This window comes from Faecalibacterium sp. BIOML-A4 (assembly GCF_009679665.1).
GTDB classification, from domain to species: domain Bacteria; phylum Bacillota; class Clostridia; order Oscillospirales; family Ruminococcaceae; genus Faecalibacterium; species Faecalibacterium taiwanense.
This window is the reverse complement of sequence record NZ_WKZG01000002.1, coordinates 200,921-226,611: the sequence shown is the minus strand read 5'-3', so window position 1 is coordinate 226,611 and position 25,691 is coordinate 200,921. Positions and strand designations below refer to the sequence as shown.

The 25,691-nt window shown below is 58.3% G+C and carries 27 protein-coding genes; 23 read left to right on the top strand and 4 right to left on the bottom strand.

The window, feature by feature from the left end; genetic code table 11:
• Window positions 1–212: 212 nt before the first annotated feature.
• The 4 genes from GKG34_RS02785 (at window position 213) to GKG34_RS02770 (ending at window position 3,335) form a co-directional block, all read left to right on the top strand.
• Window positions 213–1,076, top strand: coding sequence for a TraX family protein (locus GKG34_RS02785; protein ID WP_005943830.1), 864 nt, complete (start codon window positions 213–215; stop codon window positions 1,074–1,076).
• Window positions 1,077–1,080: 4 nt separating this feature from the next.
• Window positions 1,081–1,761 carry a response regulator transcription factor gene (locus tag GKG34_RS02780; protein WP_347563416.1) on the top strand — a complete coding sequence of 227 codons (681 nt, stop codon included), beginning with the start codon at window positions 1,081–1,083 and terminating at the stop codon, window positions 1,759–1,761.
• Window positions 1,743–2,714 carry a histidine kinase dimerization/phospho-acceptor domain-containing protein gene (locus GKG34_RS02775; RefSeq protein ID WP_154255543.1) on the top strand — a complete coding sequence of 324 codons (972 nt, stop codon included), beginning with the start codon at window positions 1,743–1,745 and terminating at the stop codon, window positions 2,712–2,714. The genes GKG34_RS02780 and GKG34_RS02775 overlap by 19 nt, the downstream gene beginning before the upstream one ends.
• Before the next feature lie 147 nt (window positions 2,715–2,861).
• On the top strand, window positions 2,862–3,335 hold the full coding sequence (locus tag GKG34_RS02770) for an LURP-one-related family protein (protein WP_005943839.1): 474 nt from the start codon (window positions 2,862–2,864) through the stop codon (window positions 3,333–3,335).
• 62 nt (window positions 3,336–3,397) lie between these two features.
• On the opposite strand, the gene murC is transcribed toward GKG34_RS02770, so the two are convergent.
• Window positions 3,398–4,780: a UDP-N-acetylmuramate--L-alanine ligase gene (murC, locus tag GKG34_RS02765; protein WP_097781310.1), complete on the bottom strand. Its 1,383-nt coding sequence runs from the start codon at window positions 4,778–4,780 to the stop codon at window positions 3,398–3,400.
• Between the two features lie 329 nt (window positions 4,781–5,109).
• Between murC and GKG34_RS02760 the strand changes: the two genes are divergently transcribed.
• Window positions 5,110–5,958, top strand: coding sequence for a DegV family protein (locus GKG34_RS02760; protein WP_097774289.1), 849 nt, complete (start codon window positions 5,110–5,112; stop codon window positions 5,956–5,958).
• 36 nt (window positions 5,959–5,994) lie between these two features.
• Here the strand turns inward: GKG34_RS02760 and coaBC are convergent, their stop codons facing one another.
• Entirely contained in the window at window positions 5,995–7,191 is a 1,197-nt protein-coding gene (gene coaBC, locus GKG34_RS02755; RefSeq protein ID WP_154255542.1) for a bifunctional phosphopantothenoylcysteine decarboxylase/phosphopantothenate--cysteine ligase CoaBC, read from the bottom strand.
• 338 nt (window positions 7,192–7,529) lie between these two features.
• Between coaBC and GKG34_RS02750 the strand changes: the two genes are divergently transcribed.
• From GKG34_RS02750 to GKG34_RS02700, 11 genes are all read left to right on the top strand, one after another.
• The gene (locus GKG34_RS02750; RefSeq protein ID WP_154255541.1) at window positions 7,530–8,426 is read left to right on the top strand and encodes a type III pantothenate kinase; all 897 of its coding nucleotides are present in this window, start codon (window positions 7,530–7,532) and stop codon (window positions 8,424–8,426) included.
• Between the two features lie 28 nt (window positions 8,427–8,454).
• Window positions 8,455–9,435: a Gfo/Idh/MocA family oxidoreductase gene (locus GKG34_RS02745; RefSeq protein WP_005943855.1), complete on the top strand. Its 981-nt coding sequence runs from the start codon at window positions 8,455–8,457 to the stop codon at window positions 9,433–9,435.
• A 142-nt stretch (window positions 9,436–9,577) separates the two neighbouring features.
• Complete coding sequence (locus GKG34_RS02740; RefSeq protein ID WP_005943857.1) at window positions 9,578–10,171, top strand: ECF transporter S component; 594 nt, start codon at window positions 9,578–9,580, stop codon at window positions 10,169–10,171.
• A 137-nt stretch (window positions 10,172–10,308) separates the two neighbouring features.
• Window positions 10,309–11,103 (top strand): NAD(P)-dependent oxidoreductase, encoded by a 795-nt coding sequence (locus GKG34_RS02735; RefSeq protein WP_005943859.1) that lies wholly within the window; start codon window positions 10,309–10,311, stop codon window positions 11,101–11,103.
• A complete protein-coding gene (locus GKG34_RS02730) occupies window positions 11,100–11,690 on the top strand; it encodes a dipicolinate synthase subunit B (RefSeq protein WP_154255540.1) in 591 nt (196 codons plus the stop codon). Before GKG34_RS02735 ends, GKG34_RS02730 begins: the two co-directional genes overlap by 4 nt.
• A 97-nt stretch (window positions 11,691–11,787) precedes the next feature.
• Window positions 11,788–13,128 (top strand): serine hydrolase, encoded by a 1,341-nt coding sequence (locus GKG34_RS02725; RefSeq protein ID WP_154255539.1) that lies wholly within the window; start codon window positions 11,788–11,790, stop codon window positions 13,126–13,128.
• 71 nt (window positions 13,129–13,199) lie between these two features.
• Window positions 13,200–13,766, top strand: a complete 567-nt coding sequence (rfbC, locus tag GKG34_RS02720) for a dTDP-4-dehydrorhamnose 3,5-epimerase (protein ID WP_044953950.1) — start codon at window positions 13,200–13,202, stop codon at window positions 13,764–13,766.
• Window positions 13,767–13,772: 6 nt separating this feature from the next.
• On the top strand, window positions 13,773–14,582 hold the full coding sequence (locus GKG34_RS02715) for an ABC transporter permease (RefSeq protein WP_223388262.1): 810 nt from the start codon (window positions 13,773–13,775) through the stop codon (window positions 14,580–14,582).
• Window positions 14,583–14,594: 12 nt separating this feature from the next.
• Window positions 14,595–15,338: an ABC transporter ATP-binding protein gene (locus GKG34_RS02710; RefSeq protein ID WP_005943870.1), complete on the top strand. Its 744-nt coding sequence runs from the start codon at window positions 14,595–14,597 to the stop codon at window positions 15,336–15,338.
• Between the two features lies 1 nt (window position 15,339).
• Window positions 15,340–17,217, top strand: coding sequence for a glycosyltransferase family 2 protein (locus GKG34_RS02705; protein WP_154255538.1), 1,878 nt, complete (start codon window positions 15,340–15,342; stop codon window positions 17,215–17,217).
• 177 nt (window positions 17,218–17,394) lie between these two features.
• Window positions 17,395–17,931, top strand: a complete 537-nt coding sequence (locus GKG34_RS02700; protein WP_005943876.1) for a DUF5662 family protein — start codon at window positions 17,395–17,397, stop codon at window positions 17,929–17,931.
• 133 nt (window positions 17,932–18,064) lie between these two features.
• On the opposite strand, the gene GKG34_RS16020 is transcribed toward GKG34_RS02700, so the two are convergent.
• Window positions 18,065–18,190, bottom strand: coding sequence for a hypothetical protein (locus GKG34_RS16020; protein WP_005943878.1), 126 nt, complete (start codon window positions 18,188–18,190; stop codon window positions 18,065–18,067).
• 294 nt (window positions 18,191–18,484) lie between these two features.
• Here GKG34_RS16020 and rsxC point away from each other — a divergent pair, with 294 nt between their 5' ends.
• The 7 genes from rsxC to GKG34_RS02665 all read left to right on the top strand — a co-directional run bounded on the left by rsxC (window position 18,485) and on the right by GKG34_RS02665 (window position 24,828).
• The gene (gene rsxC / locus GKG34_RS02695) at window positions 18,485–19,819 is read left to right on the top strand and encodes an electron transport complex subunit RsxC (protein WP_005943880.1); all 1,335 of its coding nucleotides are present in this window, start codon (window positions 18,485–18,487) and stop codon (window positions 19,817–19,819) included.
• Window positions 19,819–20,778, top strand: coding sequence for an RnfABCDGE type electron transport complex subunit D (locus GKG34_RS02690; protein WP_005943882.1), 960 nt, complete (start codon window positions 19,819–19,821; stop codon window positions 20,776–20,778). The genes rsxC and GKG34_RS02690 overlap by 1 nt, the downstream gene beginning before the upstream one ends.
• Window positions 20,775–21,323 (top strand): FMN-binding protein, encoded by a 549-nt coding sequence (locus tag GKG34_RS02685; protein WP_005943884.1) that lies wholly within the window; start codon window positions 20,775–20,777, stop codon window positions 21,321–21,323. The genes GKG34_RS02690 and GKG34_RS02685 overlap by 4 nt, the downstream gene beginning before the upstream one ends.
• Before the next feature lie 16 nt (window positions 21,324–21,339).
• Window positions 21,340–22,005 (top strand): electron transport complex subunit E, encoded by a 666-nt coding sequence (locus GKG34_RS02680; protein WP_005943886.1) that lies wholly within the window; start codon window positions 21,340–21,342, stop codon window positions 22,003–22,005.
• A 1-nt stretch (window position 22,006) separates the two neighbouring features.
• The gene (locus GKG34_RS02675; RefSeq protein ID WP_005943888.1) at window positions 22,007–22,639 is read left to right on the top strand and encodes an Rnf-Nqr domain containing protein; all 633 of its coding nucleotides are present in this window, start codon (window positions 22,007–22,009) and stop codon (window positions 22,637–22,639) included.
• Window positions 22,640–22,654: 15 nt separating this feature from the next.
• A complete protein-coding gene (locus GKG34_RS02670) occupies window positions 22,655–23,554 on the top strand; it encodes an RnfABCDGE type electron transport complex subunit B (protein WP_154255537.1) in 900 nt (299 codons plus the stop codon).
• A 134-nt stretch (window positions 23,555–23,688) separates the two neighbouring features.
• Window positions 23,689–24,828 carry an MFS transporter gene (locus tag GKG34_RS02665; protein ID WP_154255536.1) on the top strand — a complete coding sequence of 380 codons (1,140 nt, stop codon included), beginning with the start codon at window positions 23,689–23,691 and terminating at the stop codon, window positions 24,826–24,828.
• Window positions 24,829–24,987: 159 nt separating this feature from the next.
• Here the strand turns inward: GKG34_RS02665 and GKG34_RS02660 are convergent, their stop codons facing one another.
• Window positions 24,988–25,617: an epoxyqueuosine reductase QueH gene (locus tag GKG34_RS02660; protein ID WP_005943897.1), complete on the bottom strand. Its 630-nt coding sequence runs from the start codon at window positions 25,615–25,617 to the stop codon at window positions 24,988–24,990.
• Window positions 25,618–25,691 lie beyond the last annotated feature (74 nt).

The window sequence follows — 25,691 nt, the reverse complement described above, 5'->3', positions numbered from 1 at the left end:
GAACACAGAAGTTAAGCTCACTTGTGCCGAAGATAGTTCGCTGGAAACGGCGCGTGAAAATAGGTAGTCGCCGACTTGAACAGAAAGCTCTGAGAGAAATCTCAGGGCTTTTTTGTTGCGTTTTGGGGCAGAAAATAGTATCATAAAGAAAAAACTTATACTTTCTACAGATTTTCCTGCTACACTGAACGTATAGAGAAAGGAGATTCCGTATGGATAAACTGACGAAAAAAGGGCTGGACGGTACCCAGCTCAAGACCATTGCACTGGTGCTGATGGTGCTGGACCACATTCATTATTTCTTCGAGTTCACCGGCTGCATCCCGACGGTGTTCAGTATGCTGGGGCGGCTCAGTGCGCCGCTGTTTCTGTTCTGCACGGTGGAGGGCTTTGCCCACACCCATGACCGCAAGAGGTATTTTATCCGCATCTGGGCCATTGGCACTGCCATGGCGGCCCTGGAATTCTTTATGATCTACGCCAAAGCCTTCCGGCGCGGGGATGGCTTCTACCCGCTGAACGCGATTTTTCAGGATCTGATGCTGCTGTGCATCGTCTGGCAGGGCATCGACTGGCTGCGGGAGAAAAAGCTTGCAAAAGGCATTGCTGCCATTGCCGCCGTTTTGTGCTGGCCGTATGTGGTGGTAGTATTTCTGCTGCTCTTCCCCGGGGTACAGGAGATGCCCATTGCTTCAACGATCGTGGCCTTTGTCATTACAAGCCCGCTGCCCATGTGGACAACCATCACGGACGGCGGCTGGAGCTTTTTGCTGGGAGGTGTGCTGCTGTATGCCCTGCGGGGGCATCGCCGCGTACAGCTGACGGCATGGGCCGTGCTCATTTTCCTATGTGATTTTGTGCTGACCTTTGGGATGGCTTGCCGACAGGATGGCTTTGTCTGGACGCAGATGTTCACCGACTACTACGAGTGGTTCGGGGTGGCGGCGGTGCTGCTGATGCTGCTGTACAACGGGCAGCGCGGCAGCGGGCACAAGCAGTGGTTCTATTGGTTCTACCCAGCCCATGTGTATCTGCTTTACGGCGCTTCCTGCCTGCTTTATAACGTGTTGAGGTGATCTTGTGGCAAATATTCTGACGCTGGATGACAATCTGGAGCTCTGCAAGCTGATCCGCACCGCCTTGGAGCGGGACGGACACCGGGTAGAAACGCGGCAGGCAGGCGGGGAACTGACCGAGGCGCTTTGCCGCTGGGCAGACTGCATCCTGCTGGACGTGATGATGCCCGGAGAGGATGGCTTTGCGGTCTGTCGGCGCATCCGCAGCCTGACCGAAGTGCCCATCCTGTTTCTGAGCGCCCGCACCGATGAGGCCGCTGTGCTGGAGGGGCTGGGCATCGGGGCAGACGACTTTTTGTCCAAGCCCTTCCGGGTGGCTGAGCTGCGGGCGCGGGTTGCGGCACATCTGCGGCGGCAGAGCCGCACCCCGGCGCACCGGATGGTGCGCAACGGCGTAGCCTTTGACCTGACCGCTCGGAGCGCGGCGGTGGAGGGGAAGATGCTGCCCTTGACCCGCTCGGAGTATGCCATCTGTGAGTATCTGGCGCTGCACGCAGGGCAGACCTTTACCAAGGAACAAATTTACGAAGCAGTTTTTGGTATTGACGGCACTGCGGACGACACCGCCGTGACCCAGCACATCAAGAATATCCGGGCAAAGCTGCGGGCGGCGGGCGTGCCGGAGCCGGAAAAGCTGCTTAATACCGTATGGGGCGTGGGGTACCGATGGAAAAGCGAAGACTGATTTCTCTGCGCAGCGTGCTGCTGCAATATCTGGTGCGCACGGCGCTGGCCTGTCTGCTGGTCGCGGTGGGGTGGCTGCTGGTGCTGCTGTTGTGGATCCAGAACAGCGGGTTGTTTCTTCCCGCGAATCAAGCTGCACAGGCCTGCCAGAAAGCCGCACAGGACGTTTTGCCGGGCATGACCGCCGCTACTTTTGACGAGACGCAGCTGGACTCCTTGTGCCGTTACGCCCTGTTTGCCGCGCCGGACAGCAGCGAGGTGCTGGCCACCAACATGGATGCCGGGCACTTGCAGCGGGCAATGGAGAACCGGCAGGGGAAAACCCGCTGGCATTTTGGTTACACACAGTATTATATGACGTCGAAATTGCAGGACGGAACGGTTTGCCTGCTGCAATTTGACTATGCCGTGCCCTACTCCGACCCTGCGCTGCGGGGCGTGCTGCCGGATATGCAGACCGTGCACTGCATTCTGGGCATTCTGCTGCTGATAGGGGCAGTGGTGTGGAGCACCCACAGGACAGGGCGCTTCCTGACCCGGGAGACCGAAAAGCTGACCGCCGCAGCACAGGCGGTGGCACGGAAGGATCTGGACAGCGCGGTGTTTTCCGGCGCGAAGGTGCGGGAGTACGAGAGCACTTTGCAGGCGCTGCAAACCATGGGCGATGAACTGACCGGTAGCCTGCAGAAGCAGTGGGACATGGAGCAGCGGCAGCGGGAGCAGATCATTCGGCTGTCCCACAAGCTGAAAACGCCGCTGACCATCATCAAGGGCAACGCGGAGCTGCTGGCGGAGGATGACCTGACTGAGGAACAGCGGGCGCAGGTGGAAGCGATTCTGCAGGGCGCAGAGCAGACCCGCGCCTATCTTGGCAAGATCCGCGCCGAAGTGCAGACACCACTGAAATACAAAACGAAAAAGAATGACAAAACATGCCGAATCGTAGAAAACTGAACGGCAAACGGCAGCCCCGCCCGGAGAATGTTCCGGGCGGGGCTGCTTCGGGATTGCACGATGAGGCAGAATCTGGTATGATGGAAAAAAGCGGAAGAACCGCACGAAAAGGACGTCCCAAATCGTATTCCGAGTGAGGTGAGGAAGATGAAACTGCTTTTTAGACAGCGTGCATTCAGCTGGTTTGACAGCTACGACATCTACGACGAAAACGAAAACACCGTGTATGTGGTCAAGGGGCAGCTGTCCTGGGGGCACTGCCTGAAGATCTACGACCCGGAAGAACAGCAGGAGCTGGGCACCGTCAAGGAAGAGATCCTGACCTGGCTGCCCAAGTTTGAGCTGTACGAGGGCGAGACCTGCATCGGTACCCTGAAAAAGGAGCTGACCTTCTTCAAGCCGAAGTACAACATCGACTTCAACGGCTGGCATGTGGAGGGCGATGTATTCGAGTGGGACTATACCATCACCGGCCCGGACGGCGGCACGGTGGCTGCCGTGTCCAAGGAACCGTTCCACTGGACGGACACCTACGTTCTGGACATCACCGACCCGAAGGATGCGCTTTATGTGCTGATGTTCGTGTTGGCCATCGACGCGGAAAAGTGCTCGCGGAACTGACCCGGATCAACGAAAAAAAGAGGAACGACAGCTGTCGTTCCTCTTTTTGTATAGCAGATTCTTTACTTATTATCAGCCACCATCATCTTGCTGGCCTTGTAGATGTCGCCGCAGCCGAGGGTGATGACCAGATCGCCCTCCCGGGCGTTCTGCTTGACCCACTCGGCGGCCTCCTCCAGACTGTTCACCAGAACAGAGCCGGGAATCTGAGCGGCCAGTTTTGCACTGGTAATGGTGGGATCGTTGGGCTCACGGCTGCCCATGATCGGGGTCAGCACAGTGATATCGGGGATCTTGAGCACATCCACAAAGTCGTTGAACAGCAGCTTGGTGCGGCTGTATGTAAACGGCTGGTGGACGGCGATCAGACGCTTGTAGCCCATCTCCTTGGCAGTGGTCAGGGTAGCGCGCAGCTCGGTGGGATGATGTGCATAATCGTCCACGACCAAAGCGCCGTTACACTCGCCGTAGACCTCAAAGCGGCGGCCGGCACCCTTGAAGTTCAGGGCTGCATCGGCGCACTGCTCCACGGTCAGACCGACGAAGCGGCAGACGGCACACATGGCAAGCGCATTGTAAATGTTGTGGTAGCCGGGCACAGCCAGACGAATATGGCCGGTGACCTTGTTCCACTCCTTCAGGTCGAACTCAAAGAAGCCGGGCTTGTATTCGTTCACGTTCAATGCCTGATAATCGCCGTCGTTCTGGATGCCAAAGGTACGCACGCGGCGGTCTAGCGTGTACATGACATCCATGGTGTTCTTGTCGTCCGCATTGGCAAAGATCATGAACTTGGTCATCAGGGCAAAGCGCTTGAAGGCAAACTTCAGTTCGCCCATGCTGCCGTAGTAATCCAGATGGTCGTTGTCGATGTTCAGCACAACGGACAGATAGGGGGTCAGCTTGAGGAAGGTCTCGGCGAACTCGCAGGACTCAATTACGATATCGTCGCCCTTGCCAGCCTTGCCGTAGCCATTGATCAGCGGAAGCTTGCCGCCGATGACGGCAGACGGGTCGCGGCCTGCCAGCTCCAGCGCAGTGGTGATCATGGAAGTGGTGGTGGTTTTGCCATGGGTGCCGGAGACGCAGATGCTCTGCTTGTACAGGCGGCTCACATAACCCAGCAGAACGCTGCGCTCGATGGTGGGGATGCCGTAGGAGGCAGCGGCATTCAGTTCCACGTTATCTTTGGAAATGGCGGCAGAGTAGACCACCATGTCGGTGCCGATCACATTATCGGCGCTGTGACCCAGGCTGACCTTGACACCCATCTCACGCTCGTAGCGGATGATGCTGCCATCCAGCACATCGCTGCCGGAGATCTCGTAGCCTTTTGCGGCAAGGATCTGGATGAGCGGATACATGCCGCTGCCGCCGCAGCCGATGAAGTGGATCTTTTTTACATTGTCCAGCAGGTGCTGGTTGTAATCGGTGTACATGAACATATAAGGCAACCTCCAAATAAATAACGGCCGCAGAGCAGACCGATTCAATCCATTCTATTAGGATACATCTTATTATATAATTTTTGGCGGACAAAATAAACAGGTAAACCCGAATTTTCGGAAAGAACCATAAATCCAATTCGGAATTTGTGATAAGTGTACAAGAAAACCGAAACCGGGAACTTCTTCATAAAAGATTTACATTTGCCTTTACAAAATACTTAACAACTTTGAATCATCTGTGGTAAAATAGAAAAGGACAATTTTTTAAGGGATCGTCGGTGCAGCCGACAGAGGATGCAGAACGGTTTTATAAAAGGAGAAATAATGTGAGAATCAAGATCACAGCGGACAGCACCTGCGACCTGTCCGAAGAGCTTTTGGCACAGTGGGACATTGCCCTGATGCCCATGCACATTCTGATGGGCGAGGATAGCTATCTGGACGGCGTAACGATCCACCCGGCAGATGTGTTTGCCTATGTGAATGCGGGCGGCAAAATGCCCAAATCCGCCGCCGCAAATCTGGTGGAATATACCGAATTTTTTGAGCCGTTTGCCAAAGAGTGCGATGCGGTGATCCATATTTCGGTCAGCAGCAAGCTTTCGTCCTGCTTCCAGAATGCGAAGCTGGCGGCAGGCGAATTCGAGAATGTCTATGTGGTGGACAGCCAGAATATCTGTACCGGGCAGGGCTATCTGGTGCTGAAAGCGGCCAAGTGGGCTGCAGATGGCCTGACCCCCCGCAACATTACGATGCGGCTGCAGAGCCTTGCCAAACGGGTAGAGCTGAGCTTTGTACTGGACCGGCTGGACTTTATGGCCAAGAGCGGCCGCTGCTCCGGTGTGCTGGCCTTCGGGGCAAACCTGCTGGGCATCAAGCCCGCACTGGAAGTGATCGACGGCGAACTGAAGGTAGTCAAAAAATACCGCGGCAGCCTGCCCATCTGCGTGGGCAAGTACATCACCGACCGTCTGGTGGAACGCGACGACATCGAGGACAGCCTTGTGTTCATCTCCTCCTGCCAGCCGAAGCCCGGCTGCATGGACGCAGTGAAGGCGGGGCTGAAGAAATACGGCAGTTTCAAGGAATGCCACGAGACAAACATCGGCACCACCATCGGCGGCTATTCCGGCCCGGGTACCATTGGCATCGTGTTTGCACGGAAGGAAAAATAAAAAAGTGGCTGTTGCACATGCGACAGCCACTTTTTCTCACTGGGAACGGCGTTTTAAAATTTCATCCAGAATGGCATCGGCCACATCGGCCTTGCTCATCAGCGGCAGCTCACGGGTGCCGTCCGGGGTAATGAGGGTGACTACATTGGTGTCCACACCAAAACCGGCACCGGCCACTTTCAGGTTGTTGGCAACCACCATGTCCAGATTCTTTTTGGCCAGCTTTGCAGAGGAGTTTTCCACAAGATCGCGGGTCTCCATGGAAAAACCGCACAGGAACTGGTGGGTCTTTTTGGGGCCGATGGTGCCCAGAATATCCGGCGTGCGTTCCAGAGGGATGGACATGTCGCCGTCCTTTTTTTTGATCTTGTCGTTTGCCACGGCAGCGGGGCGGTAGTCGGCCACGGCAGCGGCCATAATGAGCACATCCGTAGCATCAAAGCGGCTGGTGACGGCTTCGTACATCTGCTGAGCAGTGGTCACGGGCACATCGGTGGTAAACTTGACCGGCTGCAGGGCAGTCTCGCCGTGGATGAGGGTGACATCCGCGCCGCGCATGGCGGCGGCACGGGCAAGGGCATAGCCCATCTTGCCGGTGGAATGGTTGGTGAGGTAGCGCACCGGGTCCAGCGGCTCCTGCGTGGGGCCGGCGGTGACGGCAATGCGCAGACCGGCAAGATCTTTGGGCCGGGCAATGGCATGCAGGATATACTCGATCAGCACATCTTCCTTAGGCAGACGGCCGCTGCCAACATCCTTGCAGGCCAGCACGCCGCTCTCGGAGGGGATCACCGTGAAGCCGTAGCGTTCCAGCGTGGCGATATTATCCTGCGTGATGGGGTTTTCCAGCATTCCGGTATTCATGGCCGGAGAAACGAGCTTGGGACACTTCGCAGCCAACACTGTGGTGGTGAGCATATCATCAGCGATGCCGTGGGCCATCTTGGCGATGACGTTGGCAGTGGCCGGGGCGACAAGGATCACATCGGCTTTTTTTGCCAGCGAGATGTGGGTGACTTCAAACTTGAAATCCCGGTCAAAGGTATCCACCATGCACTTGTGGCCGGTAAGCGTTTCAAATGTAACAGGGGTGATGAACTGGGTCGCATTTTTGGTCATGATGACCTCCACATCGGCTCCCAGCTTGCGCAGTGCGCTGGCCACGTTGGCCATTTTATAGGCGGCAATGCCGCCGCTTACGCCCAGAAGGACGCATTTTCCGTTCAGATCCATTGGTAAAACCTCCTGCAAAAACGTACTGTTTCCACATTTCTTACCTTAGTATAATGCAAAAGTTCCGCCAGCACAACAAAATCTTTGTACAGGCTTGTAATTGGGGACAAAATGCGGTAAAATACAGCTTGACAAAGAATAGATGAACAACCCGTTAGGGTCGGTGTGCCGGCAGCTTTCTCTTCGGACACGAGTCGGGCCATTCCATCGCCCGCCCTATTGCCTGACGGCAACAGGGTCCCACCCCAGCGGACGGTCCTCAGAGAAACTACCGGCCCGCCGTCTGGATAAGATGCCGGCCTGCCGTTACTCAAACCTTTAAAAAGGAAAACAGAATTATGATCTTAGCCATTGATATAGGCAACACCACCGTCGCCCTTGGGGGCATTCGGGACGGACGTGTATGCTTTGTGGCGCGCATGGACACGGTGCGCACCCGCACGGCTGCAGAATATCGTGTCGAAATGGATAAAATTTTTGCGCACCGCCGCCATCCTGAGCGCCCCATGCGCTTTGAGGGCGCTGTGCTCACCAGCGTGGTGCCCCAGATCACCGGGGCACTGGCCGAGTGCGCCCGCCATTATACGGGCAGGAAGCCGGTCATCGTTTCGCCGGAGATCCGAACCGGACTGACCATGGGCGTGGATGAACCCCACGCTGTGGGCAAGGATCGCCTTGTGGATGCGGCTTATGCGGCGGCAAATTTTCCGCTGCCGGTGGTCACGGTGGACCTTGGCACTGCCACGACCTTTAATGTGGTGGACGAGAACCGCGTGTTCCGGGGCGGTGTCATCTGCCCGGGGCTTTCCACCGGGCTGCGGGCACTGGGCGACCGCTGTGCCCAGCTGCCGCAGGTGCATCTTGGCTCGCCCAAAAGCGCCATTGGCACCAACACCGAAAAATGCATGCTGTCCGGCTCCGTGATGGGCACGGCTGTGCTCATTGACGGCATGGTGCAGCGCATTGAGGAAGAGCTTGGCCGTCCGGCCACTCTGGTGGTAACAGGAGGACTGGCAAAGTATGTGACACCGCTGTGCCGCCACCCGCTGACCTACGACCCGGAGCTGCTGATGAAGGGACTTGCCCTTTTGTACCAGCTCAATGCGTCCCAGCCGCAGCACCACGGTGCGGGCGGCGGCAGGCACTATGGCCGGCAGAACCAGCACGGCCATGCAAAACAGCGCACCTACTCCCAAAAGCGCACCCGCCGCGAGCCGGAAGCGCTGGTAGGCTGACCAACGACAGGATGGGGAGAAAAATCAGATGAAATTAGGCATTCTTGGCACGGGCAAGATCGTGCGGGAATTTTTGCCATGGCTTGCAGAGCACACGCCTTTTACGGTGCAGGCCATCTGCAGCACCGAGCGCAGCGCCGAGCTGGCTCAGAGCCTTTGCGGCCAGTACGGCGTGCCGCAGCACACCACCAATTTTCTGGAACTGCTGCAGTGGGTGGATGTGGTGTACATTGCAGTGCCGAACCTGCAGCATGTGCGCTATGCCCGCGTGGCGCTGGAAGCAGGCAAACATGTTATTGTGGAAAAGCCGCTGGCACCCACGGCGGCCCAGACAGAAGAACTGGTAAATCTGGCACGGCACAAAAAGGTGTTCCTGTTTGAAGCCATCACCACCCAGTACCTTGAAAACTACGCAAAGATCCGGGAGCTGCTGCCCCGCATTGGCACCGTGAAGCTGGTACAGTGCAATTTCAGCCAGTATTCCAGCCGGTACGATGCCTTCTGTGCAGGCGATGTACAGCCTGCCTTTGACCCGGCCTGTGCCGGCGGTGCCCTGATGGATCTTGGCGTATATAATGTAAGCTACATCGTGGGCCTGTTCGGGGAGCCGAATCAGGCCAAATATACCGCCAACATGGAGCGCGGCATCGACACCAGCGGCATCCTGACCATGGATTACAGCGGCTTCAAGGCCGTGAGCATCGCCGCCAAGGACTGCGCGGCCCCGGCCCGGTACATCATTCAGGGCACGAAGGGCTATATCCTGCAGAAGTCCACCGCCAACTGCTGCGGCGGCATCACCTTCCACCCTAACGAGGGCAAGGAAGAGCACTATAACCTGAATGGCGGCAGGCCCCGGCAGGCGGCAGAGTTTGAAGCCTTTGCCCGTGCGCTGGAGAGCGGAGATCAGGAGCTGTGCGGCCGGATGCAGGATACCACCATCGCGGTGAGCCGTGTGCTCACGGTGGCCCGCCGCAATGCGGGCATCCGCTTCCCGTGCGACCACTGAAAAAGCTTTTCCCATTGGAACACGCCCTGACAAAAACGCGCTCCAAATTGTTTGAATATTTACTTTAAAACCCGCATAGAGCGGGCAGGTTTGCGCCGTATCCGACGTATAGGGCGGAACGGCAGCAGGAGGAAAACTGAATATGAAAAATACGAAAACTCTTACCCGTGTGGCGCTGCTGGTTGCCATTGAGCTGGTCATGAAGATGGTGGGTCTGGGCAGTGTGCCTGTGGGCCCGCTGTACATGAGCTTCCTGACCCTTCCCATTGCAGTGGGTGCCATCACCATGGGCCCGGCGGTGGGCGCACTGCTGGGCGGTGTGTTCGGCGCAGTGAGCTTCTATGACGCTATCACTGGTGCTTCCGCCATGACCGGCGCACTGTTTCAGGTGAGCCCCGTCAACACCTTTATCCTGTGTGTGGGCATGCGTGTGCTGATGGGCCTGTGCTGCGGCCTGATCTTCAGCGGCCTGAAGCGCTTTGATAAGCCCGGCACTTGGAGCTACATCCTCAGTGCCATGAGCGCCCCGTTCCTGAACACGGTGTTCTTCATGGGCTGGATCGTGCTGGCCTTCTACGGCTGTGACTACGTGCAGAACCTCGTGTCCGTCAAGGGCGCTGCGAACCCCTTCATGTTCGTGGTGCTGCTGGTCGGCGTGCAGGGCGTGGCCGAGTTCCTTGTCTCCGGCATTCTGGGCGGCATCGTAGCCCGTGCCGTGGCAAAGTTCGTAAAATAAAAGATGTGCCGGATGTCAGGGCGGCGCATTCTATAATCGTGATAAAAAACTCCTCCGGCGAAAGCTGGAGGAGTTTTTTCACAACAAATATTTCTCCTGCATAGGATGGCCCACGAGCAGGCAAAGGGGGATGCGGCATGGAAGCGAAAAAGCTGTTTGCGGTGGTGGGCACCGATGCCCGGCAGGCGGCGGCAGGCCGGGTGCTGGAACGGGCAGGTTATGCGGTGGGCGGAGCCGAGCAGGTTGCACTGGCAGATTATATCCTGCTGCCTCTGCCGCTGGATGCGGCCCGCACCCCGCTGGCAGAGCTGCTGCGGGCCGCAAAACCCGGCGCGGTGGCACTGGGCGGCAGGCTCTCAGTTCAGGCAAAGACCATCGCACAGAAAGCTGGCGTGGAGCTGGTGGATTACTTTGCCCGACCGGAGCTGACGGTGTACAATGCCATCCCTACGGCGGAGGGCTGCATTGGCATCCTGCTGGCCGAGCGCACCCGTACCCTGTGGGGCACAAACCTTCTGCTGCTGGGCTTTGGCCCGGTGGGGCAGGCGCTGGGGGCGCGGCTGGCGGCACTGGGGGCAAATGTGACTGTCTGTGCCCGGCGCGCCGAACAGCGTGCGCTGGCCGAGAGCCTTGGTCTGCGGGGTGCAGAGCTTGCCCGGCTGGCCGCGCTGGCTCCGGCCTTTGATACGGTGGTGAACACCATCCCGGCCCCGGTGCTGACCGAGCCGGTGCTGGCGGCTCTGCGGCCCGGCAGCCTGATCGTAGATCTGGCATCAAAGCCCGGCGGCACCGACTTTGCTGCGGCGCAGCGGCTGGGCTGCAAGGCCATCCATGCGCTCAGCCTGCCCGCCGCCTGTGCGCCGGACACGGCTGGGGAAGCGGTGGCGCGCACCGTGCTGACCATTTTGCGGGAGCGGGAGGAACACACATGAGCACGCAGAAAAAAGGACGCATTGCATTTGCAGTGTGCGGTAGCTTCTGCACACTGGAAGCGGCGCTTGCGGCAGCGCAGCAGCTGACAGAACAGGGCTGGGAGCTGCTGCCCATCATGAGCTTTGCCGCAAAGCAGGATACCCGCTTTGGCACCGGGCAGTTTTGGCAGGAACGGCTGGAAGCCCTTACCAGCCATGTAGTGCTGGACACATTGCAGGCCGTGGAGCCGCTTGGCCCTAAAAAGCTGGTCAGTGCACTGGTGATCGCGCCCTGCACCGGGGCCACGCTGGCACGGCTTGCGGCGGGGCTTTCCGATACGCCGGTGACGCTGGCGGCAAAGAGCCTGCTGCGGGTGGGGTGCCCGGTTCTGGTGGGCGTTTCCACCAACGATGGGCTGGGAGCGTCGGGGGAGAACATCGCTCGACTTTTCCAACGCAAGCATTACTACTTTGTGCCCTACGGGCAGGATGACCCCACCCACAAGCCCAACAGCCTGAAGGCGGACTTTGCCCGTCTGCCCGCTGCACTGGACGATGCGCTGGCCGGGCGGCAGCTGCAGCCCGTTCTGCTGCAAAACAACGTCTGAATGGCTTTTCAGCCGGGGTAAAGTGTGGTATACTATTATCTGATGCTTTGCCGGTGCAGTACGACGGGCAGAAAAACGCTCAATGGAGAAAAACCAGATGAAAAAACTGACCGCAGCGCTGTGTGCTGTGCTGCTTGTGTTCTGTATGTTTGTGCCAGGGGCAGCGGCGGCTGGCCCTGCCCTTGGTGCCACCCGCGCTTACTGCATCATCGATGCAGACACCGGCCTTGTGCTGGCACAGCAGAATATGAACGAAGAGCTGCACCCGGCATCCATCACCAAGGTGATGACGCTGGGCCTTGCCTGCGAAAAGGCGCAGGGAAACTGGGATGATATAAAGCTCACCGTGACCCACGAGGATGTTTACTCGCTGGCAGGCACCGATTCCAGTCACATTGCCCTGCGCGAGGGCGAAGAAGTGCCCCTGACCGATGCACTGTATGCCACCATGATGGCCAGTGCCAACGACGGCGCGAACCTGCTGGCCGAATATGTGGGAGAGGGCACCATCGCGGACGGCGTGGCAAAGATGAATGCGCGGGTAGAAGAGCTGGGCCTTGCGCACACCCACTTTGCAAACCCCCACGGCATCAGCGACGAGGACCACTACACCAGTTGCTACGATATGGCGCAGATCCTGCGCTGGGCACTGGAGCAGCCGGGCTTTGAGCAGGTGTTCACCCGCAATGAGATGTACACCATGGACCCCACCAACATCCAGCCCGTGACCCGCTACTTTTCCCAGCAGGACAAAATGCGCATCGGCTCCAGCCGGTACTACATCTCGTCCATTCTGGGTTCCAAGCTCGGTTATACCAACACGGCCCGCTACAGCTACGCCTGTCTGGCGGAGCAGAACGGCATCCGGCTCATCTGCGTGACCATGCAGAGCGAGCTGAGCACTGATAAATACAACGATATGCGCACCCTGCTGGATTATGCGTTCAGCACCTTTACCGGCTACACCGACCTGCCCGCGCAGGGCATCACAGCACCGTTAAGCGTGGTGGGCGGCGGCGGGAGCCTTGGCACCGTGACCGTCTCCGACCCCGGCGTGCGGCTGCTGCTGGCCAACGGCCTGACTGCCGACGATGTGGAGGTGACACTGGAACTGCCGGAAAGCTATGTCCTTGGCTCCGACCCGGAGGTGTACGCTGTGTACACCGTCCACGGCGGCGAAAAGCAGGAGAGCACCAGCGTGCGTGTGGATGCGGAAATTTCCGGCCTGCCTGAACTGCTGGAAAACAGCACCGGTCAGGAGTTGGAAGCGGCCAAGGCGGTAAAGCCCCAAAGCCATGCATTCTGGCTGCTGGGCATCTCGCTGGGGTCCACCGCAGCGGCAGCGCTGGTGACCTTTCTGGTGGTGCGGTTCATCACTTGGCGGAAGAAACGCCGCAGAACGCGCACGGAACAGGGACAGACCCGCCGTGGCAAATAAGCGCAAAAGCCTGCGTCGAACAGACTTTTCCAGATAAAACAAACATGCTTCACAAAAGAGAGGTACAAAATATGGGCAAGTTTACGTTTACTCAGACCGAGATCCCCGGTGTTGTGGTCATTGAGCCGCAGGTGTTCGGCGACGACCGCGGTTACTTTATGGAGACCTACCAGAAGGATCAGTTTGCCGAAGCCGGCATCGATAAGGAATTCGTGCAGGACAACCAGAGCCGCTCCACCCGCGGCGTGCTGCGCGGCCTGCACTTCCAGAAGAACCACACGCAGGGCAAGCTGGTGCGCGTGACCAAGGGCGAGGTGTTTGACGTGGCCGTGGACTGCCGCCCCCACAGCGCCACCTTCGGCAAGTGGGTGGGCGTGACCCTTTCCGAGGAAAACAAGAAGATGTTCTACATCCCGGAGGGCTTTGCACACGGTTTTCTGGTGCTGAGCGATGTGGCAGAGTTCTGCTACAAGTGCACCGATGTGTATGACCCCACCAGCGAGGGCGGCATCCCCTACGATGACCCCACCGTGAACGTGCAGTGGCCGGACTGCGGCTGCGAGCACAAGACCAGCGCAAAGGACAAGCTGCACGAGCCCTTTGCTGCACAGAAGTTTGAATATTTTGAAAAGTGGTGATCGCCTGTGGCAAAATTCAAAGCAATGTGGAACGGCTTCTGGTGCTACCGCTATCTGCTGTGGAACCTCGTCAGCCGTGACTTCAAGCTCAAATACCGCCGCAGCGTGCTGGGCGTGGTGTGGAGCGTTCTGAACCCGCTGCTCATGTGCCTTGTGTACTGGGCCGTGTTCAGCAGTCTGATGGACATGCGCGGCAGCGGCATCGACAACTTTGCCGTGTTCCTGATGTGCGGCCAGCTGCTGTTCAACTTCTTCAACGAGGCCACCTCCACCGGCATGAGCAGCGTGCTGGGCGCTGCGCCCCTGCTCAAAAAGGTGTATATCCCCAAGTATATCTTCCCGCTGGAAAAGTGCTGCTTTGCCATGGTGAACTGCGTGTTCAGCTTTGTGGCGCTGCTGCTGGTCATGATCTTTACCGGTGCACCCTTCCACCTGACCCTCATCGAGGCGGTCTACCCGCTGGTGACGCTGTTCTTCTTCAGTCTGGGCGTGGGCCTGCTTCTGGCAGCGGCTACCGTGTTCTTCCGGGATATCATGCACATCTGGAGTGTGTTCATCACCGCATTGCTGTATTTTTCCGCCATTTTCTACGACCCCACCCAGATGACCTTTTCCATCGGCGGGTTCAACATGCAGCAGATCATCAAGCTGAACCCCATGTACTGGTACATCACAGGCTTCCGCCGTACCGTGATGTGGGGCATCCCGCTGGATTTCAACATGTTCGCGGTGTGCGGCTGCTGCGCCGTGCTCTCCATGCTGGTGGGCGTGTGGGTGTTCCGCAAAACGCAGGACCGCTTTGTGCTGCATATTTAAGGAGGAAGAACAATGGAACCGATCATCAAAGTGGACAATGTTTCCATGTGCTTCAACCTCTCCAAGGAAAAGCATGAGAGCCTGAAGGAATACTTCCTTGCCATGGTGCAGGGCCGCCTGCAGTACGATGAATTCTACGCCCTGAAGGACGTGAGTCTGGACATCATGCCCGGCGATTTCTACGGCCTTGTGGGCCTGAACGGCTCGGGCAAGTCCACCCTGCTCAAGACCATTGCGGGCGTGTACAAGCCCAGCAAGGGCAAGGTGACGGTCCGCGGCTCCATCGCCCCGCTCATCGAGCTGGGCGCGGGCTTTGATATGGACCTGACTGCCCGCGAGAACATCTATCTGAACGGCACGGTGCTGGGCTTCTCGCCCAAGTATCTGGACGAAAAGTTTGATGAGATCGTGGAGTTCAGCGAGCTGCAGAACTTTCTGGATGTGCCGCTCAAGAACTACTCCTCCGGCATGGTGGCCCGCATCGGCTTTGCCATTGCCACCATCACCAAGCCCGATATCCTCATTGCGGACGAGGTGCTTTCGGTGGGCGATTTCCTGTTCCAGCAGAAGTGCGAAAAGCGGATGCAGGAGCTGATGGCGGGCGGCACCACGGTCATTCTGGTGTCTCACTCCATTGAGCAGATCGAGCGCATGTGCAGCAAGGTGGCATGGCTGAGCCACGGCCACCTGAAAATGAATGGCGATACGGCAACGGTCTGCGCGGCCTACAAGGCAACGCAGCGCGGCGAGGCCTGATATGAATGTACGACTGAAACGTGCCAGAGAACTGGCAGGCTATGCGGTGCAGCTGACGAAGGACGAGGGACTGCCCACTATGCTCAAACGGGGCGCGGGCTTTGTCAAGCGCCGCTGCTTTGGCAAGCGTGCCCGCTATCTGCCCGCCAAAAAGGTGCTGGAAGCCCAGCGGGCTGAAATGGCCGGCAAAACGGCGGCAGACTGCGGCCTGCCCACCATCAGCATCCTGACCCCGCTGTATAATACACCGGAAAAATACATGCGGGAATTTCTGGATTCCTTTGTGAACCAGACGGCCCCCAACGGTCAGCTCTGCCTTGCGGATGCTTCCGATGCAGAACATGCCGATGTGAAGCGCATCGTGGAGGAATATCAGACAAAGAATCAACGCATCGTATACCAAAAGATCGAAAACAAAGGCATTGCGGCCAACACCAATGCTGCGGCAGAGCTTGCCACAGGGGAATATCTGGCCCTTGCCGACCACGATGATATCCTTGCGCCCCACGCCATGTACACCATGGGCAAAGCCATTCTGCAGCTGCGGGCGCAGGGCGAGCCGGACGGCTTCCTCTACAGCGATGAAGCACTCTTTTCCAAGAGCATCCAGCGGCCCATGGTGGCCCACTTCAAGCCGGATTACGCCCCGGACTATCTGCTGTGCTGCAACTACATCTGCCACTTGGCGGTGTTCCAAAAGGCGCTGTGGGATGAGATTGGCGGGGAGCGGCCGGAGTGCGACGGCAGTCAAGACCACGACCTGTTCCTGCGCCTTGTGGAAAAGACCAGCGGCGCGGCCCATGTGCCGCAGGTGCTGTACTACTGGCGGGTGCACGCAGGCTCCACCTCTGGCGGCACCGATGCCAAGCCCTATGTGGCGGCAGCAGCCAAAAAGGCGCTGGCCGACCATCTGGCCCGCACCGGACGCACTGGCACCGTGGAGGATGGCCTGTTCCCCAGTACCTACCGGGTGAAGTGGGATATCGTGGGCGACCCGAAGGTGAGCATCCTCATCCCGAACAAGGACCACACCGACGATCTGGAAAAGTGCCTGCACAGCATCTGGACCAAAACCAGCTGGGAGAACTTTGAGGTCATCGTCATCGAGAACAACTCCACCGACCCGGCCACCTTTACCTATTATAAGGAAGCCCGGCAGCGCTACGACGGCCTGCAGGTGGTCAGCTACCCGCAGAAGGGCTTCAACTTTTCCGGCATCAACAACTTTGGCCGGCAGTACGCCAGCGGGGATTACCTGCTGCTGCTGAACAACGACGTGGAGGTGCGCAATGCGGATTGGCTCACGGAGCTTTTGCGGCAGTGTGCTCACCCCGGCGGCGCGGCCATCTGCGGTGCAGAGCTGCTTTACCCGGACGAGACGTTGCAGCATGCGGGCGTTGTGACCGGCCTTGGCGGCTACGCGGGCCACAGCCACAAATACCGCAAGGCGGGCGGCAGCGGCTACATGTTCCGCGCTGCAACGGTGCAGGACTTTTCCGCCGTCACCGGTGCCTGCCTGCTGGTAAAGACCAGCGTGTGGGACGAAGTGGGCGGTCTGGACGAAGCCTTTGCGGTGGCCTTCAACGATGTGGATTTCTGCCTGCGGGTGCGGGATGCAGGATACCGCATTGCGTGGACACCCTATGCTCAGCTGACCCATTACGAGAGCAAGAGCCGCGGCGGCGATGAAAAAGACCCGGTGAAAGCCCGGCGCTTTGCCGCCGAGCAGCAGCGGCTGTATGCCGTGCACGGCAAGGCGAACATCCTGCACGACCCCTACTACAACCCCAACCTGACCATGGACCGGGAGGATTTTTCCGAAGGCAATGATCTGCGCGGGCTGAAAGAGGGACGTATCACGGTGCAGTGGAGGGGATGAACCCTCTCAGGCGCTATCGCGCCAGCTCCCCCGAAGGGGGAGCTTTATGCGCTGTGGAGGAAAAGAAAACCTTCTGTTTGCAGGAAAAACTTGCCGATTCGCAGGGAAAAAGCTCCCCCTTCGGGGGAGCTGACATCGCGCAGCGATGGCTGAGAGGGTTATTAGGAGGAGCACCAAATGAACATCAAGGGCCATTTTGAGACCATCACCCGGCACAAGCTGCTGGTGATGAAATACTGCTTTGCCTGCGGGCTCTATGAGCAGGGCCTTGCCCACGACCTGAGCAAGTACAGCCCTACCGAGTTCATTCCGGGCTGCATCTATTATCAGGGTGACCACAGCCCCAACGAAGCGGAGCGCGCGGCACGGGGCTATTCCTCCGCGTGGCTGCACCACAAGGGCCGCAACAAGCACCATCTGGAATACTGGATCGATTACAGCACCCGGAAGGTGGGCCTTGCCGGCATGAAGATGCCCCTGCGCTATGTGTGCGAAATGGTGTGCGACCGCGTGGCTGCCAGCCAGATCTATCTGGGCGACAAGTACACGGACGCTTCCCCGTGGGAATACTACGAGCGCAGCAAGACCCACTACCTGCTCCACCCGGAGACCCGCGCTCTGCTGGAAGAACTGCTGAAAATGGTGCGTGACCTTGGGCATGACCGCACCTTTGAGCACATGAAATACCTGCTGGGCTGCGAAAAAGATTACTAAAAGGAATATTTTGCTTAAAAACACCGCTGAGGGAGACACGGCGGTGTTTTTTGTATGCCATAAAACAACACATCCCCCAGCCCGTGCGGCGCTGCCGTTCAGGCTGGGGGATGCTTTTTGTGCAAGACGGGTGTTACTGCTCGTTCTCGTAGATCTGGATATAACGGGGTGCATTCTTATCCTGAATGAACAGCAGCGCGGCGGTCAGGGCCACCGCCAGAGCAGTGAGGACGGCGAGCAGTGCTTTGAGAACCTTCATCGTTTCAAGCCTCCTTGGTAAGTCTGGCGCGGAGCGGGGGACGTTCCGCAGTTTTTGGTTGCCCTTAGTATAGCATAATCCGCATACAAAGGCAAACACCGGATACAGGAAGAAAAATACGGTGGTTAGTTGTATATAACCACGAAAAAATGAAAAGAAAGTTCAGGAAAATACATCATTTTTGTGCCATTGTCGTTGACTTCCCACGCCAAAATGATACAATAAACATGTTAAGCAGCTGCTGCCCCTGTACCAGTGCGCCTGCATGGGCGTGGGGGCGGCAATTCAAGCAGAATGGGGGATTTGAATTCCATGTTGAACAAGCTGAAACGTGCGGCGCTTGGCGCGCATACGCCGCATGACAAGGCAACTGCTGCAAGCAAACCGGTCCCGATGCCTCTGCCCGCGCAGGTACGCATCCTCATGAGCCAGCATATCGGCGCTCCCGCCAAAGCTCTGGTCAAAAAGGGCGACGAGGTATTCGTTGGCACTAAGATCGGCGAGGCTGGCGGCTTCGTCTCTGCAAACATCCACTCCAGTGTCTCCGGCACGGTTGCCGCAGTGGAGCCCTTCCGTCTGTCCAATGGCCGCATGTGCGACTCTGTCGTCATCAAGACCGATGGCAAACAGACCGTGGACCCGGCTGTCAAGGCACCGGAAGTGACCGATAAGGCCAGTTTCCTCAAGGCTGTGCGTGAGTGCGGCCTGGTCGGTCTGGGCGGCGCAGGCTTCCCGACCGACGTAAAGCTGCAGCCCAAGCAGCAGGTGGATACCCTGCTGATCAACGCTTCCGAGTGCGAAGTGTGGCTGACCAGCGATACGCAGGAGATGCTGAACTGCAGCGATGATATCATCCGCGGCATCAAGGCCGTGCTGCAGTACACCGGCATCCCGAAGTGCGTCATCGGCATTGAGAACAACAAGCCCGAGTGCATCGACCTGCTGTGCAAAAAGACCAATGGCGACAGCACCATCGAGGTCAAGCCCCTGCCCAGTGTCTACGGCACCGGCGCAGAGCTGATCCTTATTGAAAAGTGTCTGGGCCGCGAAGTGCCCCACGGCGGTCTGCCCGCAGATGCCGGTGCCATCGTCATGAACGTGACCAGCGTTTCCACCCTTGGCAAGTATCTGGCTACCGGTATGCCGGTGGTCGAGCGCACCATCACCGTGGACGGTGATGCCTGTGCAAAGCCCCAGAACATCGTTGTCCCCGTGGGCACTGCCTATCAGGACATCATTGATTTTGCGGGTGTCAAGGGCGAGCTGGGCAAAGTGGTTGCCGGCGGTGCCATGATGGGCCCCGCTGTGGAGAACCTGAGCTACCCCACCACCAAGACCACCTCCGGCCTGATCTTCCTGAGCAAGGCCGCTGCAGAGCCTGCACCGGTGAATCCCTGCATCCGCTGCGGCCGCTGCGTGGAGTACTGCCCCATGGGTCTGGAGCCTGTGGAGGTCAATCAGGCATACGCTGCACGCGATGTGCAGGAGCTGGGCAAGCTGCATGCAGACTACTGCTTCAACTGCGGCAGCTGCTCTTTCGTCTGCCCGGCAAAGCGCCCTGTTACCCAGATGATGAGTCTGGCAAAGGCGTTCTACCTTGGTGAAATCAAAAAAGGAGGCAATAAGTAATGGATACGAAGCTTATTGTTTCGGCTTCCCCGCATGTGCGCAGCGAAGAGACCACCCAGAGCCTGATGGCCAACGTGATCGTCGCCCTGTGCCCCTGCGTGGTGGCCTCTGCCATCATTTTTGGTATGCGCGCACTGCTGGTAACAGCCGTGTCCGTGGTGGCCTGCGTGGCCTTTGAGTGGCTGTACTGCAAGCTGCTCAAGAAGACCAACCCCATCAGCGACCTGTCCGCCGTCGTCACCGGCATCATTCTGGCCATGAACGTGCCCGTGGGCATGCCCATCGGCCAGCTCATCATCGGTGATCTGGTGGCCATCGTCATCGTCAAGCAGCTGTTCGGCGGCATCGGCATGAACTTTGCAAACCCCGCTCTGGTGGGCCGTATCGTGCTGTTCATCAGCTTTGCCGGTTCCATGAACAAGTGGGTGTTCCCGGATGCAGCGGTGGACCAGCTGTCCAGCGCTACCCCGCTGGCTGTGGCCGATAAGTCCAAGCTGAGCCTGCTGGATCTGTTCATGGGCATCCACGGCGGTGTGCTGGGCGAGACCTGCGCACTGGCCATCGTGCTGGGCCTGATTTATCTGGTGGCCACCAAGACCATCAGCATCGCCATCCCGGCTTCTTACGTCGGCAGCATGTTCGTGTTCTACCTCATTGCTACCCACAGTGTGCACGAGGCTCTGGTTGCCGTGCTGAGCGGCGGCCTGCTGTTCGGTGCCGTGTTCATGGCTACCGACTACGTTACCAGCCCCTTCACCCTGAAGGGCAAGCTGGTGTACGGCGTGGCACTGGGCATCGTCACCTTTGCCATCCGTTACTGGGGCAGCTACACCGAGGGCGTGTCCTTCGCACTGCTGTTCATGAACCTGTGGGTTCCCTACATCAACGATCTGACCCGTCAGACCCCGTATGGCTACATCAAGCCTGCAAAGAAAGCAAAGGAGGGTGCTGGCAAATGAGTAAGTCTTCCAACTGGGAGAGCACCATCAAGCCCATCGTTGTGCTGAGCGTTATCTCCCTGATCGCCAGCCTGCTGCTGGCACTGGTGAACGGCATGACCGCCCCGGTCATTGCCGAGAACACCAAGCGCACCACTCTGGCCGCTTATGTCGGCGTGCTGCCCTCCGTTTCGGATGCCAGCGAGCTGGAAGAAGTGACCGATTACACCACCGCCGGCATCACCGGCGTGGTCAAGGCTCCGGACGGCAGCACTGCCATCAAGGCCGAGGAAAAGGGCTTTGACGGCGGCATCCTGACCGTCATCATGGGCTTTGATGCCAACGGCGCCGAGACCGGCATGTGGGTAGACGCTTCCACCCAGACCAAGGGCATCGGCTCCAACGTGAGCAGTGACGACTTCCTGGCGCAGTTCGACGGCATGGATGGCACCCAGAACATTGTGATGAATCAGGATTACGATGCCTACAGCGGCGCAACCATTTCGTCCACCGCTCTGTTTGCTGCCATCAATGACTGTGTCAACTGCTACAACGAGCTGGCGTAAAGGAGGTTGGTAAGAAATGGCACAAGAAAATAAGTCCAAGGTAAGCATCCTTACCAACGGCATTATCAAAGAAAACCCCGTTCTGCGTCTGGTTCTGGGTACCTGCTCCATTCTGGCAGTTACCACTGCAGTTTCCAGCGCTCTGGGCATGGGTGCCGCCTTCACCTTCGTGCTGGTGTGCTCCAATATCATGATCTCCCTGCTGCGCAAGGTGATCCCCGGCAAGGTGCATCTGCCCTGCTACATCGTCATTATCGCAAGCTTCGTGACCATCGTTCAGATGTTCATGCAGGCTTACATGGAAAGCCTGTACAACGCTCTGGGTGTGTTCCTGCCCCTGATCGTTGTCAACTGTATCATTCTGGGCCGTGCCGAGATGTTCGCCTGCAAGAACAGCATCGTGGACTCCGCACTGGACGGCGTGGGCATGGGCGTTGGCTACACCCTCACCGCTACCCTGATGGCATCCATCCGTGAGATCCTGGGCAGTGGCACATGGCTGGGCTTCCAGGTGATCCCGGAAAGCGTTGCCAAGGTCTCCATCATGACGCAGGCTCCCGGCGCATTCTTCTGCTTTGGCCTGTTGATGGCCGGCTGTGTGTGGCTGGAAGGCAAGCTGGATGCCCGCATCGAGCGCAAGAGCTGCTGCGACCTTGATAACCTGAAGAAGGAGGCAGAATAAGATGTTAGTAAAACTCGCTGCGATCTTCTTCAGCATGATCCTGGTCAACAACTACGTGCTGGTGAAGTTCTACGGTATCTGCCCGTTCCTGGGCGTTTCCAAAAAGCTGGATTCTGCGGTTGGTATGTCCGGCGCCGTCATCTTCGTCATGTTCATGGCAACGGCCGTTACCTTCCCCATCCAGATCTTCATTCTGGACCCGGCTGGTCTGAGCTACCTGCAGACCATCGTGTTCATTCTGGTCATTGCTGTTCTGGTGCAGTTCATCGAGATCTTCCTCAAGAAGTACGTGGTTGCACTGTATAACTCTCTGGGCGTTTATCTGCCCCTGATCACCACCAACTGCTGTGTTCTGGCGGTCACCATTCTGGTCGTGGGCGACTACGGCGCAGATGTGGCTGCTATGGGCTTCGGTGTTGCTTACATTGAGGCTCTGGTCTGTGCCATCGGCGCAGGCTGCGGCTTCATGCTGGCCATGGTCATGTTCAGCGGCGTGCGCAAGCGCGTGGAAGCCTGCGATCCCCCGGCACCCTTCAAGGGCCTGCCCATCACCCTGATCGCAGCAGCAATCACCAGCCTGTCCTTCATGGGCTTCGGCGGCATCGTCGAAAACCTGTTCAATGTCACGCTGTAAGGGAGGAACAGGATTATGAATATTGTATCTGCTGTTATCCTGTGTACCATCGTGGGCGCAGTCGGCGCGATCGTTCTGGTCGCAGCGTCCAAGTTCATGGCGGTGGAGGAAGACCCCCGCATTGAAGAAGTTACCAACTGCCTTGCCGGTGCAAATTGCGGCGGCTGCGGCTACGCAGGCTGTGCGGACTACGCAAAGGCTGTGGTCATGGACGGCGTGCCCTGCGACAAGTGCGCACCCGGCGGCCCCAAGGCTGCCGCTGCCATTGCCAAGATCATGGGCGGCACGGCCAGCGCTGTGGAAAAGAAGGCGGTTGTCCAGTGTCAGGGCAATTCCGAGCACTGCAAGCCTGCTTATGATTACAAGGGCATCCAGACCTGTGCAGCCGCTGCTGCACTGTACGGCGGCCCCAAGACCTGCTCCTTTGCCTGCATTGGTCTGGGCGACTGCACCAAGGTGTGTAAGTTCGATGCTATCCACATTGTGGACGGTGTTGCCAAGGTGGACAAGGACAAGTGCACCGGCTGCGGTGCCTGCGCAAACATCTGCCCCAAGCAGGTCATCATGATCGACGTGGGCGGCCCGCGCAAGCCGGTGGTCATGTGCTCCAACAAGGACAAGGGTCCTGTGGCCATGAAGGCCTGCACCACCTCCTGCATTGCCTGCGGTATGTGCGAGCGCACCTGTAAGTTCGACGCTATCCACGTGGTGGACGGCGTGGCCCGCATCGACTATGACAAGTGCAAGGGCTGCGGCATGTGTGCCCAGAAGTGCCCCAAGCACATCATCCTCTTCCCGCTGAAGGATGACCCCAATCCCCCGAAGCCCGTGGTGAAGCCCGCCGCTCCCGCTGCTGCCCCCGCAGCAAAGCCGGAAGCCAAGGCTGAGGCAAAGCCCGAGACCAAGGCAGAGTAAACTGTAAAAACCAAAGCCCGCCGTGCAGAAATGTCCGGCGGGCTTTTTGCAACTTTTTGTAAGAAAATCCGGTTGCAATGATGCGGAATTATGGTTAAATAGAAGGAGGATATTTTCACAGAAAGAGGACGATTATGGAACAACAGTCTGCACGCCTGCGGAATACAGGCTTTCTTACTTTCTTCTTCAGTGGCATCTGTGCCATCAGTGCGGGCGTGGTGGTCAGCCTGCTGCAGGAGCGCTACGGCTTTGCCTACGGCATGACCGGCACCCTGCTCTCACTTATGAGTGTGGGTAATCTGCTGGCAGGCCTGCTCATTGGTATGCTGCCCAGTGTACTGGGCATGAAGCCCAGTGTGCTGCTGCTCACCATCGGCTATGCGGTGGGCTACGGCATCATGGGCCTGACCGGTGTAGAGATCCTGCTGGCAGTGGCTTTCTTTGTGGTGGGCATTGCCAAGGGCAGTGTTATCAACACCTGCACCATTCTGGTCAGCGATCACTCTGCCGACCGCACCCGCGGCATGAACCTGATGCACAGCTGCTACGCCTGCGGTGCGCTGCTGTGCCCCTTCCTCATTGCGGCAGCGGCGAAGGTGAGCACTGAGCTGGCGGTGTTCCTGCTGGCGGCACTGGGACTTGTGCTGTGGCTGGTATATGCCTTTACCCCGCTGGGCGGCGGCAAGACCAAGAATGCCAAGGAAAAGCAGGCCATTGACTGGAGCTTTCTGCGTTCGGCACGATTCTGGATGCTGACCGGCCTTTTGTTCTTCCAGAACGCTGCAGAGCAGAGCGTCAACGGCTGGATGGTCACTTACTTCAAGGGCAGCGGCATCATTGTGGGCACACTGGCGGCTTACACCGTCACGGTCATGTGGGGTGCCACGCTGGTGGCCCGTCTGCTGATCGCATTCGTGTTCCCGTTCAAGAGCCCGCGCAAGGCCATGGTGGGCATGAGCGTGCTGTGTACGATCTTTTATGTGCTGCTGGTCATGGCCCACACGCAGGGCATGGCCATCGTGCTGCTGTTTGCGTTTGCGTTCTCCATGGCGGGCCTGAACCCCACCGCTGTGGCCAGCGCGGGCCGCATGACCAGCGTGACCAGCATGGGCATCATGCTGCCGGTGGCATCCAGCGGTGCCATCCTCATGCCGTGGATCATTGGCATCGTAGCCGAAAAGGCTGGCCTTGCCGCCGGTATGGCTTCCAACATCGTGCCCTGCGTGGGCCTGATCGTGTTCACCCTGCTGGTGGCTAGATTGCCGGAGGAATAAACCCTCTCAGGCGCTATCGCGCCAGCTCCCCCGAAGGGGGGGAGCTTTATGCGCTAAAACCGTTTGGTATTCTCTTTTCAGTAAAGAAAATAACCGTTGGGAAGTAGAAAAAGCTCCCCTCTCGGGGGAGCTGGCATTGCACAGCAATGACTGAGAGGGTTATTTCTCAATGCCACGTGCTTTCGCGCTGAACTCGCACCCGCAGTAATCCTGCCGGTACAGGCCGTATTCCTCCGAAAGCTGCAGGCTGCGCAGATAGCCGTTGTGCTTTTTGAAGTCCGAAGGCAGATGCTTTACGCCGAACTCGGCTTCCAGCTCCTGCCCGATGGCATTGATGCGCTTGGCATCTTTATGCGGGCTGATGGACAGTGTGGTGGTGAACCAGTCGAAGCCGTTCTCACTGGCGTATTGCGCCGCCCGGCGCATCCGCAGCCGGTAGCAGATCGTGCACCGGCTGCCCCGCTCCGGCTCGTTTTCAAGGCCGGTGACAGCAGAGTAGAACTCCTGCGGGTCGTAGTGGTCCTCCACCACGGTCACGCCCAGAGGATGGGCTGCTGCCACGAACTTCTTCAGCTCTTCGCCGCGACGGTGGTATTCCTCTGCAGGCCATGTGTTGGGGTTATAGTAAAGCACTGTGATCTCAAAATACTGGCACAGCTGTTCCAGCACTGCGCTGGAGCAGGGGCCGCAGCAGGCGTGGAGCAAAAGGCGCGGCCGGGTGCCGTCCAGCGTTTTGAGCACGGCATCCATCTGCTGTGCAAAATTCAATTGAGTTGCCATTTTTATCATCCTTTGCTATACTGATTGAGAAAATTCCTTAAAAAGCTCGCCCTTTCGGGGGAGCTGGCATTGCACAGCAATGA